The organism is Mycobacterium sp. URHB0044 (genome assembly GCF_000620625.1).
Classification (GTDB): Bacteria; Actinomycetota; Actinomycetes; order Mycobacteriales; family Mycobacteriaceae; genus Mycobacterium.
Window position 1 is genome coordinate 40,949 of record NZ_JIAW01000006.1, and the last position, 17,291, is coordinate 58,239.

18 protein-coding genes and 1 pseudogene are annotated in these 17,291 nt (G+C 65.1%); 5 read left to right on the top strand and 14 right to left on the bottom strand.

What is annotated here, in order from left to right; all coding sequences use genetic code 11:
- The first annotated feature begins 118 nt into the window (after nt 1-118).
- Complete coding sequence (locus N536_RS0114075; RefSeq protein WP_029114187.1) at nt 119-832, top strand: fasciclin domain-containing protein; 714 nt, start codon at nt 119-121, stop codon at nt 830-832.
- A 6-nt stretch (nt 833-838) separates the two neighbouring features.
- Here the strand turns inward: N536_RS0114075 and N536_RS0114080 are convergent, their stop codons facing one another.
- The 3 genes from N536_RS0114080 to N536_RS0114090 are packed head-to-tail and all read right to left on the bottom strand — an operon-like array spanning nt 839 to nt 3,955.
- Entirely contained in the window at nt 839-1,981 is a 1,143-nt protein-coding gene (locus N536_RS0114080) for an acyl-CoA dehydrogenase family protein (RefSeq protein ID WP_029114188.1), read from the bottom strand.
- A 31-nt stretch (nt 1,982-2,012) separates the two neighbouring features.
- On the bottom strand, nt 2,013-2,813 hold the full coding sequence (locus N536_RS0114085) for a crotonase/enoyl-CoA hydratase family protein (protein WP_029114189.1): 801 nt from the start codon (nt 2,811-2,813) through the stop codon (nt 2,013-2,015).
- Nucleotides 2,810-3,955, bottom strand: a complete 1,146-nt coding sequence (locus tag N536_RS0114090; RefSeq protein WP_029114190.1) for a thiolase family protein — start codon at nt 3,953-3,955, stop codon at nt 2,810-2,812. The genes N536_RS0114085 and N536_RS0114090 overlap by 4 nt, the downstream gene beginning before the upstream one ends.
- Before the next feature lie 195 nt (nt 3,956-4,150).
- Here N536_RS0114090 and N536_RS0114095 point away from each other — a divergent pair, with 195 nt between their 5' ends.
- Nucleotides 4,151-4,948, top strand: coding sequence for a FadR/GntR family transcriptional regulator (locus N536_RS0114095; protein WP_029114191.1), 798 nt, complete (start codon nt 4,151-4,153; stop codon nt 4,946-4,948).
- 7 nt (nt 4,949-4,955) lie between these two features.
- On the opposite strand, the gene N536_RS0114100 is transcribed toward N536_RS0114095, so the two are convergent.
- A complete protein-coding gene (locus tag N536_RS0114100; protein WP_029114192.1) occupies nt 4,956-6,722 on the bottom strand; it encodes a DUF3556 domain-containing protein in 1,767 nt (588 codons plus the stop codon).
- Between the two features lie 441 nt (nt 6,723-7,163).
- Here N536_RS0114100 and N536_RS0114105 point away from each other — a divergent pair, with 441 nt between their 5' ends.
- The gene (locus N536_RS0114105) at nt 7,164-7,601 is read left to right on the top strand and encodes a hypothetical protein (RefSeq protein WP_155948592.1); all 438 of its coding nucleotides are present in this window, start codon (nt 7,164-7,166) and stop codon (nt 7,599-7,601) included.
- 153 nt (nt 7,602-7,754) lie between these two features.
- Here N536_RS0114105 and N536_RS0114110 read toward each other — a convergent pair whose 3' ends face one another.
- From N536_RS0114110 to N536_RS42200, 4 genes and pseudogenes are all read right to left on the bottom strand, one after another.
- Complete coding sequence (locus N536_RS0114110) at nt 7,755-8,519, bottom strand: DUF427 domain-containing protein (protein WP_036436485.1); 765 nt, start codon at nt 8,517-8,519, stop codon at nt 7,755-7,757.
- Between the two features lie 12 nt (nt 8,520-8,531).
- Complete coding sequence (locus N536_RS0114115; protein WP_029114195.1) at nt 8,532-9,053, bottom strand: DoxX family protein; 522 nt, start codon at nt 9,051-9,053, stop codon at nt 8,532-8,534.
- A gap of 46 nt (nt 9,054-9,099) precedes the next feature.
- Nucleotides 9,100-9,228: pseudogene (locus tag N536_RS0114120) on the bottom strand (SDR family oxidoreductase); the annotation flags it as partial.
- A gap of 180 nt (nt 9,229-9,408) precedes the next feature.
- On the bottom strand, nt 9,409-10,191 hold the full coding sequence (locus tag N536_RS42200; RefSeq protein ID WP_155948593.1) for a hypothetical protein: 783 nt from the start codon (nt 10,189-10,191) through the stop codon (nt 9,409-9,411).
- A 523-nt stretch (nt 10,192-10,714) separates the two neighbouring features.
- Here N536_RS42200 and N536_RS0114125 point away from each other — a divergent pair.
- Nucleotides 10,715-11,311: a TetR/AcrR family transcriptional regulator gene (locus N536_RS0114125; protein ID WP_029114197.1), complete on the top strand. Its 597-nt coding sequence runs from the start codon at nt 10,715-10,717 to the stop codon at nt 11,309-11,311.
- Nucleotides 11,312-11,313: 2 nt separating this feature from the next.
- Here N536_RS0114125 and N536_RS0114130 read toward each other — a convergent pair whose 3' ends face one another.
- On the bottom strand, nt 11,314-11,637 hold the full coding sequence (locus tag N536_RS0114130) for a helix-turn-helix domain-containing protein (RefSeq protein ID WP_029114198.1): 324 nt from the start codon (nt 11,635-11,637) through the stop codon (nt 11,314-11,316).
- Between the two features lie 91 nt (nt 11,638-11,728).
- Here N536_RS0114130 and N536_RS0114135 point away from each other — a divergent pair, with 91 nt between their 5' ends.
- Complete coding sequence (locus N536_RS0114135) at nt 11,729-12,322, top strand: NADPH-dependent F420 reductase (RefSeq protein WP_255358458.1); 594 nt, start codon at nt 11,729-11,731, stop codon at nt 12,320-12,322.
- Here N536_RS0114135 and N536_RS0114140 read toward each other — a convergent pair.
- The 5 genes from N536_RS0114140 to N536_RS0114160 are packed head-to-tail and all read right to left on the bottom strand — an operon-like array spanning nt 12,311 to nt 17,291.
- Nucleotides 12,311-13,594: a hypothetical protein gene (locus tag N536_RS0114140; protein ID WP_029114200.1), complete on the bottom strand. Its 1,284-nt coding sequence runs from the start codon at nt 13,592-13,594 to the stop codon at nt 12,311-12,313. The genes N536_RS0114135 and N536_RS0114140 overlap by 12 nt on opposite strands.
- A complete protein-coding gene (locus N536_RS0114145; protein WP_029114201.1) occupies nt 13,591-14,493 on the bottom strand; it encodes an alpha/beta fold hydrolase in 903 nt (300 codons plus the stop codon). The genes N536_RS0114140 and N536_RS0114145 overlap by 4 nt, the downstream gene beginning before the upstream one ends.
- 10 nt (nt 14,494-14,503) lie before the next feature.
- Complete coding sequence (locus N536_RS0114150) at nt 14,504-15,172, bottom strand: hypothetical protein (protein WP_029114202.1); 669 nt, start codon at nt 15,170-15,172, stop codon at nt 14,504-14,506.
- A complete protein-coding gene (locus N536_RS0114155) occupies nt 15,169-15,825 on the bottom strand; it encodes a hypothetical protein (RefSeq protein WP_029114203.1) in 657 nt (218 codons plus the stop codon). The genes N536_RS0114150 and N536_RS0114155 overlap by 4 nt, the downstream gene beginning before the upstream one ends.
- Nucleotides 15,789-17,291, bottom strand: a complete 1,503-nt coding sequence (locus N536_RS0114160) for an MCE family protein (protein WP_029114204.1) — start codon at nt 17,289-17,291, stop codon at nt 15,789-15,791. Before N536_RS0114160 ends, N536_RS0114155 begins: the two co-directional genes overlap by 37 nt.

Here is a 17,291-nt window from a genome sequence, read left to right on the forward strand (position 1 = left end):
ACCGTCAATTAGGCAATCTGACTTTGCCGTTTGACGTTGCGAGCACATACGATTCCCCAGGCGTCGCCACGAGAGTCGGGCTCTGGGCGACACGATCGAAAAACGTTGAGGAGCCGAAGTGAAGACTCGCACCAGTCGAGCCGTAGGACTTTCCGCCGCCATCGCCGCGCTTGCCGTGTCGCTGCCGCTGGCGATCACCGCGCAGGCCGATCCGCCACCGCCCGAGCCCACCGCGGTCAAGCCGCCGCCCGACCCGCAGGGCGACTGCGATCCCCTGCGCAAGGAGATCGCCCCCAACACGGTGGCCAGCCTCGACACGCTGCCCATCAGCCAGGCGCTCGCCAAGATCCCGTCGCTGAGCACCTTCACCGCGGCGATCTCGGGTGGGCTCAACCCGGCGGTCAACATCATCCCCGTTCTGGAGAACGGGCCGTACGTTCTGTTCGCGCCCAACAACGACGCGTTCGCCAAGCTGGATCCCGCGCAGTTCGACGCCATCAAGGCCGACCCGGCGGCGCTGACCAAGCTGGACTACTACCACGTGTTCCTGGGTCTGTTGGGCCCCGACGACGTGCAGGGTCAGCGGCCGACGCAGCAGGGCGAAGAGATCAAGGTGACCGGCAAGGGCGGCGACATCAAGGTCAACGGCGACACCAAGGTCATCTGCGGTGGCATCCAGGCCAGCAACGCCAGGATCTACATCATCGACACGGTGCTGGACCCGGCTGCCCCGCCGGAACCGCTGACCCCGACCGGTGCGTCGACCACGACGACGACCACCACCACGTCGACGACGGCGCCGACCCCGGCGGCCGACGCCCCGATCGGCTAGCCGGACCTACAACCCGAGGTCGCGGCCGATGATCTCCTTCATGATCTCGGTCGTGCCGCCGAAGATGGTCTGGATGCGCACGTCGACGTAATCGCGGGCCACCTTGTACTCGTTCATGTAGCCGTAGCCACCGTGCAACTGCACGCAGTTGTCGACGACGCGCTTGCCGAGTTCGGTGCACCACCACTTGGCCTTCGAGGCCTGCACCGCGGTGAGTTCGCCGTCGACGACGGCGCGCAGGCACCGGTCGACGTACTGCTCGGCGATCTCGAGCTCGGTGGCCATCTCGGCCATGACGAACCGGTTGTGCTGGAAGGTGCCGATGGGCTGCCCGAATGCCTTGCGGTCCTTGACGTATTGCAGTGTGTCGTTGAACGTCGCACGGGCACCGGCGATGGCGGCGATCGCGATCGACAGCCGCTCCGAGGGCAGGTTCTGCATCAGGTGGTAGAAGCCCTGCCCCTCCTTGCCGAGCAGGTTCGCGCTGGGCACCCGCACGTTCTCGAAGTGCAGTTCAGCGGTGTCGGCGGCGTGCAGGCCCATCTTGTCGAGCTTGCGGCCCCGGGTGAATCCCGGCATGCCGCGTTCGACGACGAGCAGTGAGAAGCCCTTGTGCCCGGCCTCCGGGTCGGTTCGGGCGACCACGATGACGAGGTCGGAATTGATACCGGCGGAGATGAATGTCTTGGAGCCGTTGAGGATCCAGTCGTCCCCGTCGCGCACCGCCGAGGTCTTGATGCCGGCCAGGTCGCTGCCCGCGCCCGGTTCGGTCATCGCGATCGCGCCGATCAGTTCACCGGTGATGTAACCCGGCAGCCAGCGCTCCTGCTGCTCGTCGTTGGCCAGGTTGGCGAAGTACGGGCCGACGATGTCGTTCTGCAGGCTGAGCCCCGGCGTGGCGGGCCCGAACTTCGAGAACTCCTCGACGATCACCGCGTTGAACCGGAAGTCGTCGACGCCGCCGCCGCCGAACTTCTCCGGCAGGTTGAACCCGATCAGGCCGTATTTGCCTGCCGCGACGTAGGATTCGCGGTCGACCAGACGCTCGCTCTCCCACTTCTCGACGTTGGGCGCGCACTCCTTCTCAAGGAATTGCCGCGCGGTCTCCCGCAGCTGTTCGTGCTCGGGCTCGAATACCAGACGCTTCATCGGGGCTCTCTCTTCTTCGCGCAAGCGCTCATCAACGTGCCTTCCATACGGGCTGGCGCTTCTGCGCGAAGGCCAGCGGTCCCTCCTTGGCGTCCTCGGACGTGATCAGCTCGGTGATCTCCCGCATGGTGCGTGACCACCCCGCCTCGTCCGCGGTGATGACGCCCTCGTCGACGCCGACAGCCACCCGCTTGCTGGCCTGTACTGCCAGCGGCGCGTTGACGGTGATCCGCTCGGCGAGCGCCAGCGCGGCATCCAATTCGGTGCCGTCGGGCACGACTTCATTGATCAGTCCCCACCTGAGCGCATCGTCGGCCGACATCGGCTCACCGGTGAACATCAACTGCAGTGCGACCTTTCGCGGCAGTTGGTCGACGATGCGGAAGACGCCACCCGCGGCGGCGATGAGACCGCGCTTGACCTCGGGCAGGCCGAACTTGGCGCCCTGCCCCGCCACGACGAGGTCACTGGCCAGCGCGAGTTCCGTGCCGCCGCCCAGCGCGACGCCGTTGACCGCCGCGATGGTCGGCTTGTCGATGAAGTGGCGTACGTATCCGGCGAATCCCCACTTGGGTTGGTCCGGGTGCATGATGTTCTCGCCCTTGGAGAGCGCCTTCAAATCGGCTCCGGCGCAGAAGGACTTGTCGCCGGCGCCGGTGATCACGACAACTCGGACTTCGGGGTCCCGCTGCGCTTCCTCGATCGCGTCGCCCACCGCGATGCTCACCGCGGCGTTGATGGCGTTGCGCGCCTCGGGGCGGCTGAGCGTGATGATCATGACGTTGCCCCGCCGCTCCGCGAGAGCGGCGGGGGCCTGCACGTCGGACGTCACAGAAGTTCGAGGATCGTCGCGTTGGCCTGGCCGCCGCCCTCGCACATGGTCTGCAGTCCGTACTGAATTCCCTTGTCCCGCATGTGGTAGAGCATCGTAGTCATGATCCGGGCACCGGAGCCGCCGAGCGGATGGCCGAGTGCGATGGCGCCGCCATTCGGGTTGAGCTTCTTCTCGTCGGCGCCGAGGTCCTTGAGCCACGCCAGCGGAACCGGTGCGAACGCCTCGTTGACCTCGAAGACGCCGATCTCGTCGATGGACAGCCCGGAACGCTTCAGTGCCTTCTGGGTCGCCGGAATCGGCGCGGTCAACATGATCACCGGGTCGGCGCCTGCCAGGACGGCGGTGTGCACCCTGGCGAGCGGCTTGAGGCCAAGGGACTTCGCCTTCTCGGCGGACATGAACAACAGCGCGGCGGAGCCGTCGGAGATCTGAGATGCGTTGCCGGCGTGGATCACCCCGTCCTCCTTGAAGGCGGGCTTGATGCCTGCCATCTTCTCGATGGTGCCGCCACGGCGAATGCCCTCGTCCTTGAGCACGGGGTTGCCGTCCTGGTCCTTGATGGCCACGATCTGATCGTCGAACGCACCGGAATCCTGTGCGGCGGCAGCCTTCTCGTGGGAGCCCAGCGAGAACTGATCGAGCGCGGTGCGGTCGAAGCCCCACTGCTCGGCGATCATCTCCGCGCCGACGCCCTGGTTCGGCGTCTGGGTGTAGCGGGCGCGGAAGGCCTCTGGGTACGGGTGCCCACCGTTGGCCAGCGACGCGCCCATCGGGGTCCGCGACATCACCTCGACACCGCCCGCCACGACGACGTCGTAGTGGCCTGCGACCACGCCGGCCGCCGCGAAGTGCACGGACTGCTGACTGGACCCGCACTGCCGGTCGACGGTCACGCCGGGCACGGACTCGGGCCAGCCGGCTGCGAGCACGGCGGTGCGGGCGATGTCGAGGGCCTGCTCACCGGCCTGCATGACGCAACCCCAGATGACGTCGTCGACGAGCCCAGGATCGACACCGGCGCGCTGGACCAGCCCGTTGAGCACCTGCGCCGACAGTTCACCGGGATGCACGCCCGACAAACCACCGTTGCGCTTGCCGACTGGCGACCGGACGGCCTCGACGATGACGGCTTCAGCCATGAGATTTCTCCTTTGAAGTGGGTTGATCAGGGTTTGTTGATCGGATGGAAGTCAACTCCGAAACTAGAACAGTAGGTTTACTAGGTCAACCTACTGGTTGGTAGGCTAGCGACGGTTCCGGCGGCGATGGCGTCGTCGAGATGGTTTACTGAGTTGTACAACATGGCCGTCTTGGCCAGATGACCGGGAGACTCGTTGCCTCGCACCACACCACTTGCGCCCATGATCGGGCCGGACTCCGTGCCGGCGTTGGCCGGCGCGGCGATCCGTTCGCCGAAGACCGCCGAGCTCGTCGCGGGGACGCTGCGCCGCATGGTGGTCGACGGCACGCTCAAGGACGGCGACTTCCTGCCCAACGAAGCCGAGCTGATGGCGCATTTCGGCATTAGCCGCCCCACGTTGCGCGAGGCGATCCGCGTACTCGAGTCCGAGCGACTGGTCGAGGTGCGACGCGGCTCGCGCACCGGCGCACGCGTACGCGTGCCCGGCCCCGAGATCGTCGCCCGCCCCGCGGGCCTGCTACTCGAACTGTCCGGCGCCACGATCGCCGACGTCATGGTGGCGCGCGCCGGCATGGAACCGATGGCGGTGCGCCTGTTGGCCGAATCCGCCAACTCGCAGGCCTTCGACGAGCTCGACAAGATGTTGGAAGAACACATTCCTGCCGGATGGCAATCGGGCCGGCTGGCCGAGACCACCGGGGACTTTCACCGCAGGGTGGTCGAGCTGTCGGGCAACTCGACGCTAGGCATCGTCGCGGGCATGCTCCACGAGATCACGGTGCGCCACACCGCGTTCGTCTTCAAGGAGGGGCGGCCGGTCTCGAAGGCGGACTACGAGAAGCTGATGCGGTCCTACCGGCGGCTGATGGAGCTGTTGCGCTCGGGCGACGGCCCCGCGGCCGAAGCCCACTGGCGCAGGCATCTGGATACCGCGCGCACGCTGATGCTGAAGGGGCTGGAGACCGTCAAGGTCCGCGACGTGATGGGCTGAGCGCGCCTTACTGCGCCACATCCCGATCCGTGCGCGGTTCCGACGCCGCAGACCACGTCACGTGCACCGGGATGTCGTCGGTCCACGGCTGCCCGGTCACCATGTCGGAGACGTTGACGTAACCGCGCTCGAACTCGCCCGTCGCAGCGTCGACCAACCGGTATTCCTGCCGCTGCCGATGGAAGGGCTGGGCGTCGAGCAGGATGACGCGCACCTCGTCCGGCTCGAAGTGGCACCGCTCCTGCATCGCGTTGATCAGCTGCTCGTTGTGCATGTGGCCGTCCCCGAAGTTCCAGCCGACCGCGGTGCTGCACAGCCGCTCGCCTTCGGTGATCACGTAGTCGTCCTCGTTGCGTCCGGCCAACGCGTTGTGCACCAGGGTGAGCAAGGCCTTGCCGTGAGAGTTGAAGCCGCGGAACGCATATCCCTTGTACAGGTAGATCATCGCCTGCTCGGGGCTGCCGTAGACCTTCTCGAGTTGCGAAGCCGGCATGCTGGCGATCGCGACGAGCCCGCGCTCGATCTTCTCGTTGGCCGACGGCTTGATGCACCACCAGGTGGTGTCCCAGTTGCCTGCGTAGTACCGCATGCCGGGCAGGAACGAGATCTTGCGCGGGAACAGGTTGCCGAGCACCACGATGGTGGCCAGCAGCACGAAGAGCATCACCGGAAGCGGCGTGGTCATGTCAGAGAGGCCGACGTCGGCGTGGCCGACGAACAACGTCACGACGCAGAACATCATGAACACGTTCCACTCCAGCGGCACCCCCATCGGGATCGCCGACAGGATGCCGAAGTGGAAGACCAGCATCACGAACGCGGCGATGGCCGTCGGCCAGCCGCCGTGGGAGAACAGCAGCGCCAACGGCACCAACATCTCGATCGCGGTGCTGAAGTGAGCGATGAACCGCGACACCGGGCCCGGCCGTAGGTCGTCGGGGAACTTCTCGAAGAACCTGCGCTTCAGCCACTTCGTCCGGATCAGTGGGTTGTTGCTCATCATCGTCGAGATGACGAACGGGAAGTGCTTGTTGAGCTTGGAGGTCGCGGCCCCCATCCAGATCGCCACGCAGACGAGCTTCGCGGCGATGATCATGTCCACGCCGTAGCCAACGAACAGGAAGGCCACGGTGAACGACGCGTACACCTCGCCGCGCGCGGCCAGGAAGATCACCTTGTCCCGCAGCCCCGCCACCGCCAGTAGACCGAGGATGGTCCAGATCTGCCACAGCGGCAGCACGCCGACGGTGGTGCCGAGCGACGGCATCGGCCCGCTGCCGTTGGTGAACAGGGCGACGACGAGCATCACCAGCAGGGCGGCATAGAGCAGCACGTCGACCGGTGTCCGGGCGGTGCCCCCGGTGAGCGGCACCCGGTTCGGCCACGGCGGTAGCCGAATGGTGCTCGGCCGCAGCCAGTACAGAATCGATCCCAGCGGGGGGAAGAAGCGGTTGTTCAGCGGGCCGAACCCGCATCCGAGGCCGACGACCTCGAACAGCATGGTGTAGAGCACGACCTTCTGGAAGACGATGGGCTCCGTCCACCAGTCGCCGATGTTGGTGAACCCGTCGACGCCGGTGGTGGCCAGCGCGAACAACCAGCCACCGAGGATGTACAGCAGGATCTTGACGACGTAGAACAGGTGCATCACGACCGGTGTGCCGAAGCCGACCTCGGCCCAGTGCTGGGCCATCGGCCGGATCTTCTCCGAGCGCGTGCCCTTGCTCCACTCGGCGAAGTCGACGACGGGCATGTCGGGCTTGAGAAATCCCATGACCACTAAGACTAGAACGTGTTCTAGATTTGCGGAACCGTTCGTCGTCCTTGGCCGTGACGGTCCTTTTAGGTGTACGCCGTCATCCCGGCATGCGGTGCGGACATCACGCTGCGAACCAGATCCCCAGCGGGTACGGCGACCCAGGCAACAAAGTCACACGACTTCCTCCACGCTGCGCATCACGGGACGACGCCCGCAGACAGGCAACAGAGGCCGAGTGCACGCGCTATCCCTACGCCCTGTGGCCTACCGGTGCGATGCACGCACCCCATGACGCCGTAGCGTCTGGCACTCGCGTTTGCTGACGCGCGCCATATCTGCCGGATATCGTGAAACCACAAGCAATACCAGGGGAGACAAATGACTGAGGACTTAGCGAGCACCGAGTGGCCGCAGCAACCAAAGAGCGGTAGGGGTTCGGCTATCTATAGGAACATCATGTTAGGACTCTTGACCGTTGCGGCCATCGCCGCAGTCGGGCTGCTGTCCACGTTGACCTATTACCAAGTGACCGATCACAAGGCTGCCGCCGAGGCCGCGGCCGCAGAAAAGGCAGCAGAGATCGACAAGACCGCCTTGGCCTCACAGGTGACTACCGGAATCCAGGGCATGGTCGACAGCAATGAGACGACGAAGGAGTACAACATCCAGTTCGACCAGGATCTGACGTTGTTCCAGCTGGTCGAGAATGGCAGTGAGTATCGAGGCCTCGTCACTGCCAGAACACAAGCGGGTACCGACGTTCCCGTCGTGGTGACGGTCTTCGCAGACGACAGCGGTTCACTGTTCTATCAGCTCGACCCGGCGTCGAATTTGCGACTCACTCAAATCGCCGAGGACGAGCAACCGAAGGAGTGCACCGGCTACTACTGCTGACCGTCCAAGCGTCGTCAATCGAAGCTGACCGACACCGATGCTCTCGACGAGCAGATTGGCCTCATCTCGCAGAACAGTCACCCAGGCCAGCGCGCCTTTGGCCGAGTGATGAAAGGGTCACACCACCGATCGCCCGGGCGCGTCGCTGCTGACCTAGCCGAAGTGTGTCTGCGGCCGCTCCAGCGCAACGCCGTCGACGGTGACGTCGACCTTCTCGTTGTAGAACGCGATCATCCGCGCGATCGGGGCGACGGCCGGTAGCGGGTAGTCGTAGGTCCACGCCAGATCCGGATGCACGGTTTCGCCCACTCGCACCGACCAGTAGCCCGAGGTGGTCCCCTTGTACGGACACAACGACTGCGTGTCACTGGGCTCGAGGTTGGCGAACGAGACGTCGGTTCGGTCGACGTAATACCTTGTTGGCAAGCCGGTTTCGAAGAGCAGCACCGGAGTGTGCGTCTCGGCGAGCAGTACGCCCTCGAGTTCGACCTTGACGTGGCGGTGCGAACGCAACGCGTCCACGCGCGCGTACGGGTTGCGCGGATGGCCGACGATCGGCTCGTCCTCCTCGAACCAGTCGAGGGCATCCCAGTCGAACCTCACGGTGCCCGCCGCTACGCCTCCCCCGTCGGCGTCGAACACCCGGACGGCGCCCTTGCGAACGACTCCTGCCCCGGTCAGTGAGTACAGCCGCGACGGTCCGAACTGGACCTTCTGGGCGTGGCCGTCGTCGACGAGGAACTCATCGCGCACGTCGGCCCGCGGGATGTAGTACTGGGGGTAGTACGGCACCTCCCACACGTAGAGCGCGCGTGTCGTGTCGAAGACCACCTCGCCGCCGAGGAACCCGCGGATGCGTCGCGGAACGGGCTCGACGCGGCCACGCTCGGCGGCCCCCTTTGGATAGTCCGGCTCCAACGCCACGATCGGTTAGCTCTCGCTCTTGACTGGCGGTCGGTAGAAGATCGCCAACTGGCCGATCCCGCCGGCCAGGCCGAGCACGACGGCGATCAGCAGACCCCACCAACCGTGCAGGTAGTCGTACAAGGCGCTGGTGTGGAACAGGGCGTAATCAAGGCTGAGCTGGCCCGCCCCGATGGTCGCAATAGCGATTGCCGTTACGGCCAGGATGAGGTTGTACTCCCAGCCCTCCTTGACGATGAAGAAGCCGTTGGGGCGATGCACCGTCCAGTAGGCCACCAGCATCAGCGCGACGAACCCGGCGGCGGGAATTGGGGTCAGCAACCCGACGGCCAGGCCGAGGCCGGCGGCCATCTCGGTGCTCGCGGCGACCCGGGCATGGAAGATGCCGGGCTTCATGCCCATGCTGTCGAACCAGCCTGCCGTTCCCGCCAGGCCGCCCTTGCCGAAGAACTTGTTGTAGCCGTGCGCGGCCATGGTCAGGCCGATCACGACCCGGAGTACGAGGATCCCGAAATCGTAAGCAGTCACGCAACAGAATCTAGGCCATCTGTTAAGTGGCTGCGTCGCCACTGGGTCAAGTCGCTGCCCAGCCGCCGTCAACACTGAGAACCGCACCGTGGATGTTGGCCGCGTCATCGGAGGCCAGGAATACCACCGCGGCCGCCACCTCTTCCGGAGTGCTCGGCCGCCGAGACGGGAGCTTGGGGGCAAAGATCAGCTGTTGCTTGCGGTGGCCGAACTCGCAGCGGCACGCATGCTGAGCGATCACGGGTCATCGCTTACGCGAGAATGAGGCTAATATAAAAAGAATAGTATCTCACCGTGGACCGGATTCACCTAAATTCTTAAACCCAGATCGGCACATTCAAATAGTCCCAACACGTCACTCTCGATCGATTTTTCGACCAATCGTTAGATCATACAGGACGTCTAGTACGTATATAAATAATGCGCCGACAAAACCCAGACTGATACCGGCAAACGTCAATATCAACGTGTCAGATCTTGAAGTCGACCGATTACTTACAATAATCGTCGGAAGATCCGTATAAGCTATACAGGTTAATCGGAAGGACGCAAGCTCTCCGAGCAACTGCGTACCAAGTGGCGACAGCTGCGGATACGACTCTGTGACGATAGAGCCTGGCGTACGCGTGAAGCTGACAGACGCCAACGTATATACGGTATCAACCGGGCAGGGTTTATTCTCAGAGTTTGTAAATTCGAGTTTCGGCACTAGCGCCGAGGACGATGCGCCGGAGGCTTTCCATATGCTGTCTTTCTTAAAGGTGCAGTCCACTACTTCACCTTCCGCGGCATCCCATGACGTGGTCCAACCTTTGAAATAGTGCCGCGGTTTTAGCTGGGTGACGTACGTGTACGCTTGCGCATCTTCATATGTGTCCTTACTCAAAGAACCTGAACGTCCGGCCAGCTCCGATTGACTCGCATCCCACTGCGCTGCGATTTTGGTGCCTTCGTTGATTTCTCCGACCTTTGCCTGGCCGGATGTCCCGCCAGATTTGCAACTGAACTTTTCACGGTCGAAATCCTTATCTATGATCGAGACCGTTACGTCAACCTTCCGCTCGATAGGCTTCTTCGAAGCCAAAAACATGTATATATGGCTATCTTTGTCGTATTCTATTTGCCAGAACGCGGCCACCGCGTAGATATCATTATTCTGAGGTGCGGTAACGATTATTAGCGGCCGAGAGCCTAAGTCGACGGGATCATCCCGTTCGAAATACTGGTATAAACCGGGAATCGTGACTATTAGGAGAACAACTATTATAATGGAGGCCAGCGAAGCCTTTACTGCCAAATTCTGACGGTACCGCTTACGGCGAAGCAATTCTCTCTTTGTAACCAATCCCCGCCTCCACATTCCACCGAGTTGCTTCGAAGCACGCCGCGCCATCATTGCATCAGGCAGACGTTCTCGCACGTCATATCGAACGGGCGGGGCCGTCCTACCGACGTGTGCAACATCTTCAAGATTTACGAGTCTACGCAGGAGGCGCGTTCAGCTAGCGTGTGCGGGTCAACAAACAGTCAGTTTCGAGATCCTGACTGCGGTTCAACTCGTCAATGAACTCCGAGGCCACCCGCGGATCTGTGATCGATGCCATGCGACCCGCAAGCCGCGTAATGTTTGGACTCAGGAGTCCAAGAATGGTGAGCCAAATATGGACTCGCAAGCCCAGAAATTTACAGCGGAGGTCCAAGCCACGCGCCAGCGGATCTTCGACGGTGCCGCTGCCGGGATCCGCGTGCGCGGCGCAGTGGGCACCACGCTCGACGACGTGCTGGCCTGCAGGCGGACGTCGAAGAGCCAACTGTTCCACTACTTCCCGGGTGGCAAGGATCAACTGCTTCTGGCAGTGGCCGAGCTCGAGGCGGAGAGGGTGCTAAGCGATCAGCAGCCGCACCTGAGCAAGCTGACGTCCTGGGCTGCGTGGCAGCGGTGGCGCGACGTCGTCGTCGAGCGCTACCGCAGTCAGGGGCAGCAGTGCCCGCTGTCGACCGTGATGTCCGAGATCGGCCGCACGCCGGGAGCGCACGCGGTGACGTCGGCGCTGATCGAGCAGCGGCGCACCGAGATCGAGACCGGGATACGCGCCATGCAGCAGCAGGGCAAGATCGCCGCATCGGTCGACGCGTCGAAGGCCGCGGCGGCACTACTGGCAGGCATCCAGGGCGGAGTCTTGGTGTTGCTCAACACCGGTGACCTCGGCTACCTCGAGGCCGCACTGGACTTCGGCATCGCCGCGCTTCGCGGCTGACATCAGACGGACTCGTGGAGCTTGCCCCACGCACACATCGCCTCGGTCACCGGTCGCAGCGACTCGCCGTATTCGGTCAACGAGTACTCCACCCGCGCAGGCACTTCGGCGAACACTTCACGGCGTACGATTCCCGCGGCCTCTAGTTCGCGCAGTTGACGCGTCAGCACCCGCTCGCTGATCCCGTGAGTCTTGCGCCGGAGCTCGGCGAATCGGTGGGCGCCCCCGCGCATCATGTGGAAGATCAGCACGGCCTTCCACTTCCCGCCGATCACCTCAAGGGTGGTCTCGACGGGGCACTGGTCGTCTTCGTCGGAAGCCTGCACACTAACCTCCAGGTCCGTACCCCACCTTGAAGTGCGTTATTGTCCCTGACCGGGCACGGCCGTAGCGTAACCCGACATCAGAATCGCAATCATCGGGGCAGGCAACGTCGGACGGGCGTTGGGCGCGGCGTGGGCTCGCGCTCACGACGTCACCTACGGAGTCCGAGTCCCCGCAGACGACAAGCACGCCGACCTCGGCGCGCCCGTGGCGGATACCCGCGGCGCAGCTGCCAACGCAGACGTGGTGGTGCTGTGCACCCCTTGGCAGGGCACCCGGCAGGCAGTCGCCGATTGCGGTGACCTGACGGGCAAGGTACTGATCGACTGCACCAATCCGTTGACGCCGGACTTCAGCGCACTGGAGATCGGGCACACCACCTCCGGTGCCGAGCAGATCGCCGCATGGGCGCCGGAAGCGCTGGTGTGCAAGGCGATGAATCAGATCGGTGCGCCGATGATGGACCGCCCTGCGGTAGCGGGCACGCCCGTGATGCTGGTCTGCGGTGACGACGAGGCCGCCAAACGGACCACGACGGACCTGGTGTCGGAGTTGGGTTTCGAGGTGGTGGATGCCGGTGAACTGGCGCTGGCGAGGTTGCTCGAACCGTATGCGCTGATCTGGATCCACTTGGCGCTGCGCCGCGGCTTCGGCACGGGCTTCGCCTTCGGATTACTACGCGGCTGAGACGGGCAATTCGGCCTCCAGCCGTGCCACGTAGGCGTCCAACCCGTCCGGGCCGCCGACCGCGGATTCCGCCGCATGCACGCTGATCGACAGGGTGTCCCCCACGCCGACGACCACGTGCGTCAGGCCCATCATCGGTGACAGCCCGGCGAACGCCGCGGCCACCGTCACCGGCGCGCCACCGAACCCGAAGTCCGCGGCACCGCAGTTCACGCTGGACACGATGGTGTTGCCCGTCACGGCCGTCACGCGCTGATCGGGGTCGAATCGGTCCATCCCCCAACGCAACAGCGGTGCCGGCGTCGCGGCGAACGCCCGGTCCGCTGCCCGGATCGCCGGATGCGCGGCACGGCGCCGCCGAGCGTCGAGGTCGGCCGCGATCCTGGCGCGGCGCGCGTCGGCGACCAGATCGGGGTAGAGGCCGACGCCGACGTTGCCGAAGTGGTTGTACGCCACGCGGGGCGCGGGCTTGGCCATGGGAACTTCGGCACCCAGCGCCGACGGGTCCTCACCGAGAGTGCGGAGATGGGCGGCGAGCGCGCCCGACACCCCCGCCAACACGCCCACCGTCACCTTCGCCCCGGACAGGTCGGTGCGCTTTCGGATCACTGTTCGCAGGCCCGTCGTTCCAGTCGGTCGGGCATTGGTGCGCAGCACCGGCCGCAGCTCCGCCTGCGCCGGAACGATTCCCGCCTCGGTGTCGGCCACCAGCCGCCGATGCGCCCTGGCGGCACGAAAGCCGAGCAACGGCAACATGACCGGGCCCGTCGACGATGGACTGATCGCGGGCACCACGCCACCGGCCCGGCCGAACATCACCGCCGCCGCCGCGCAGGTCCGTCCACCGCCACCGAGTGCGTGCGAGATCTGCAAAACCGCCACCGTGCCCGGCCCCGCGACTCCTGGTACGCCTTCGACGGCGACGAAGACGTGCAGCCGCCATGCCGAGACGCGCGCGTCCACTTGGTCGCCGATGAGCCGGCTCACCTTGGCGAGACAGCCCGCCCACGAGCGGTCGTCGAGATCATGCACGACGAACTGCGACCGGTCGACGTCCCGATGTACCCAGGCCGGGTAGGTGAGCGTCCCGCGGTCCTCGATGCGCACCGTCAGGTCGGCACAGCCGCGGGCCTGCGATGCGATGTCATCCAACGTCTGTTCGAGATCCGTTGGCACCCCGGCGAATCCGAACAAGAGAAATGTGTCGTTGGGAATCTTGGCCGACAGCCAGAACGTCTGCGCATCGGTCGGCGTCAGCCGCCGCGTCGTCATGCCCGTCCGACGAAGTCCAGGATATGACGGGCGACGACGTCGGGCCGGTCGAGCTGCATGAAATGGCCTGCACCGTCGACGATCTCGACGCGGCTGCCGTTGGGAAGCACCGGCTTCACCCACTCGGCGTAGTCCGGCGAGGCGCAGCCGTCGTCGGTGCCATGCAGGTACAGAGCGGGCAGCGTCGGCGCCGACAGCCAGTGCTCGTGCAGTTCGGCGTAGCGGGGAGGCGGCTTGCTTCCGCGAATCGTAGCCCGGTAGTACCCCAGCGCGGCGCGCCAGTTCGCCGGTGCTCCGATCGCATCGAGCACCAGGGAGACGTCCTCGTGTGCGGTGTATCCGGGCGACCACTGCCGCCACAGCCGCGGGACCACCCATGACGCGGAACGTTCTGGCAGCCCTGGCAATTGGAAGAACATGATGTACCAACTGCGCAGGAGTTGGCGCGGCAACCGCGCCAACAGTCGACCGGCGTCGAAGACCTTGTCGATCCGCCGGAACGACGCGGCCGGAGGCACGGACATGATCACGGCCTTGCTGAACGGACTGTCCGGCATCGCCGCCAGGCCGGTGCCTGCGATCGCTCCCCAGTCGTGTCCGATCACGACGTCGCGTCCGGTTGGGCCCGCGGCGTCGAGTACGCGCAGCGCATCGTCCATCAGCGCGCCGACGTGGTAGCTGCCGTCGGAGGACGCCGACGACGGGGCGTAGCCGCGCATGAACGGTGCGACCACTCGCCACCCGGCGTCGGCCAGCACGGGGGCTACCTTGCGCCAGCCGTGTGCCGTGTCGGGAAAACCGTGCAGGCACAGGGCGACTGGGCCGTCGTCGGGCCCCCACGTCAGTGCCCGAAGCGTGACGTCCGGGGTCACGACGTCGAGAGTCTCGGGACCGGTCACCGCCGCCCGCCTAGACGGGTTGGAACTCGGAGATCAGCCACTTGTCGCCGTGCTTCTCCAGCGTCACCTTCACACTCGAGGCGGTGTCGGTCGGCGCGTCGGCACCTACCACCACGGTCTGATTGACGAACACCAGCACGACGGCGTGATTCGGCTCGGCGGAGACGGATGCTGCGGCGGGCACGGTCGCGACGGCGGAGATCTTCTTCTGCTTGGCGCCGGGGATGACCACGTCGTTGATGAGGCCCGTGTAGGAGTTCTGGAAGTCACCGGTGAGCAGGTTGCGTGCGTCGTTCAACTGCTTATCGACGGTGTCGGGCTGGTACGACAGCATGGCGATGGTGCTGTCCTTGGCCACCTGCATCGACTCGATGCGTGCGGTGTCCGAGTCGCGCACCGAATTGTCCACGTACTTCAGGTAACCGGCGGCAAGCACGAGCAGCAGCGCCAACGCGGGCAACACCCCGTAGGCCGCGACGCGGCCCCAGTCGATGCTCCGGGTCCGGGCCTTCGGCACCTCGGCGGTCTCTGCATCGGCCGCTGCCTCGTCCGTCGCTTCTTCGTCCGAGGTTTCGTCGGCCTTCGTTTCGTCGGCCTTCGTTTCGTCGGCCTTTGCGTCGTCGGCCTTCGTTTCGTTGTCTGCGTCGCCGACCACGGTCGTCTTCTCTTCGTCTGTCACGGCACGAACTCCACGTTCGAAACCTTGGTGTCTTCGCCGACCTTCTGCACCGTGATGCGCATCCGCCACGCGCGCGGTTGCTGTTCGGGTTGCCCTTCGACGGTGGTGTTCACCGCGACCGCGACGAGCACCTGCGCCTGGTCTTGCGACTCCGATTCCAGGCCGGCCTCGGTGACGGAGCCGACGGACTTCGACTTGACCTGCTTGACCACTTCGGTGAACGGCTGGGAGCGCTTCTGGAAGTCGTCGTAGAACGTTCCCGTCGCCGAGTCGAGGATGCGCTGGACGTCCGCGTCGACGTGATTGAAGTCGATCGTGGTGAGGTTCAGCGCGCCCTGGCGGCCGACCTGCACGAAGACCTTGCGTTGGGTGTCGAGCTGGTGCGACTGGTAGGCGCGGAAGCCCAGCCAGCCCGTCAAGCCGCCAAGCGCCAGCACCACGACCAACCCGACGATGGTCGCCAGCCGGACGTGCGACATCCGTGGCGCTGACTCGGCCTCTTCGAGGTCGGTGTCGTCCCCATCGTCGTCAACCGCGTCGTCGTCGAGCGCGTCGTCGTCAACCGCTTCGTCTACGACGTCGGTTGTCGGTTCGACCGCTTTGGCTGAGGGTTCGTTCAGTTCCCCGTCGGGGGCAGCAGCATCGTCTGCCATGTTTGCTCCTCTGTGGCACTGCGGGCCAGGTTGGACTGTGTGTACACACGTCCGTCGGGACCAACGTACGTGCCGCTGGCTGGGTCGTATTCGGCGGCTGCCACTGGCGGCGGTGCAGGACCCGGCGGCGGAGCGGCTTGCGCAGGTGGCACGGCCGGCGGCACGTGCGGGATCGCTTGCCCGGACAGCGTGGCGTTCGGATCGCCCTTCCAGTTGTATCCGTCGTTGAGCGGCACGTAGTGCTCGTCGCTCTCGCATTGCTGCCACGTCGGCGCGCGTTTGCCGGGCACGGTGATGCAGGGCAGGTTGCGCGCCCCCCGGACGTTGAACGGCGCGTCCTGCGGCACCCGGCAGTAGACGTCACCCGGCGGCCTGTCGGGATAGTCCTCGAAGGTGGGCACTCGCTGCTGCTGGGCGGGCAGGAAGCCGGTGGTGCACGGCGGGGGCAGCTGCTGTGGCGGCAGTGGGATCGGCGCAGGGAAGTTGGGGATCATCAGGTTGAGGTTGAAGACCAATGCATCGCCTTCGTAGTCCTGCTTGGTGTTCCGCTTGTGCACGCCGACGGCCTGCGTGACGGCAGTGCCCTGAGGTAGCAGCACCAGCAGCTGCTCGAGGCTCGGCTGGTAGGTGACGGCCACCTCGCCGACGCTGACCAGGTTGGCCAGCACGATCGGCAGCGTTGGTTGCACCCGTTCGATCAGGGCCCGCACCTCATCGGCGGCGCCAGGGCCGTTCTGCAGGATGCCGGACACCGCCTGATCCTGGCCCTGTAACTGACCGGTGATGCTCGCCAGATTCGCGGCCCATGCCTGAATCGAATCCGCGGTGTCGGTCTGACTGTCCAGCACCGGTTTCGACTGGTCGATCAGGGTGGTCAGTGGGTCGAGGTTCTGGCGGGCGTCGATGGCCAGCGCGGTGCTGCCGTGGACCAGCCTGCGGAGCTCCGGTCCGAGCCCGCCGACCGCGATGTAGGACTCGTCGATGACCGTCTTCAGGTTCTCGCGGGGGATCGCCTCAAGGCCGCGGGTGGTGTCGTTCAGGACCGTATTGATGTCCGTCGGAACCGTGGTGCGGTCCCGGGGGATGACGTCGCCACCCGTCAACGCCGGCCCCTGCCCACTGCGGGGCACCAGCATGACGTACTGCTCGCCGACGGAGGATTGGCTGTGCACTTCGGCGACGACGTCCGCGGGAATCTTTATGTCGGAGTTCAGCGAAAGCACCGCTGCCACACCGGTGTCCGTCAGCTCGACGCTGTCGACGATGCCGACCTGCGCGCCGCGATACGTCACGTTGCCGCGCGGGTACAGCCCACCGGTTTCTGGTAGCTCCACGGTGACGCGGTACTCCCCGATCCCCATCATCTCCGGCAGCCGCATGTAGCCGAAGACCATGATGCTCACCGCAGCAAGGGCCAGCACCGAGAAGATCGCGAGCTGGATGAGCATTTGTCTCGTCAGGATCAT

What these genes read in the sequence shown, in the direction of transcription:
- N536_RS0114160 (WP_029114204.1), bottom strand. Translation starts at nt 17,291, where the DNA reads ATGATCCTGACGAGACAAATGCTCATCCAGCTCGCGATCTTCTCGGTG.
- N536_RS0114100 (WP_029114192.1), bottom strand. Translation starts at nt 6,722, where the DNA reads ATGGGATTTCTCAAGCCCGACATGCCCGTCGTCGACTTCGCCGAGTGG.
- N536_RS0114090 (WP_029114190.1), bottom strand. Translation starts at nt 3,955, where the DNA reads ATGGCTGAAGCCGTCATCGTCGAGGCCGTCCGGTCGCCAGTCGGCAAG.
- N536_RS0114155 (WP_029114203.1), bottom strand. Translation starts at nt 15,825, where the DNA reads ATGGCAGACGATGCTGCTGCCCCCGACGGGGAACTGAACGAACCCTCA.
- N536_RS0114080 (WP_029114188.1), bottom strand. Translation starts at nt 1,981, where the DNA reads ATGAAGCGTCTGGTATTCGAGCCCGAGCACGAACAGCTGCGGGAGACC.
- N536_RS0114140 (WP_029114200.1), bottom strand. Translation starts at nt 13,594, where the DNA reads ATGACGACGCGGCGGCTGACGCCGACCGATGCGCAGACGTTCTGGCTG.
- N536_RS0114105 (WP_155948592.1), top strand. Translation starts at nt 7,164, where the DNA reads ATGTTAGGACTCTTGACCGTTGCGGCCATCGCCGCAGTCGGGCTGCTG.
- N536_RS0114125 (WP_029114197.1), top strand. Translation starts at nt 10,715, where the DNA reads ATGGACTCGCAAGCCCAGAAATTTACAGCGGAGGTCCAAGCCACGCGC.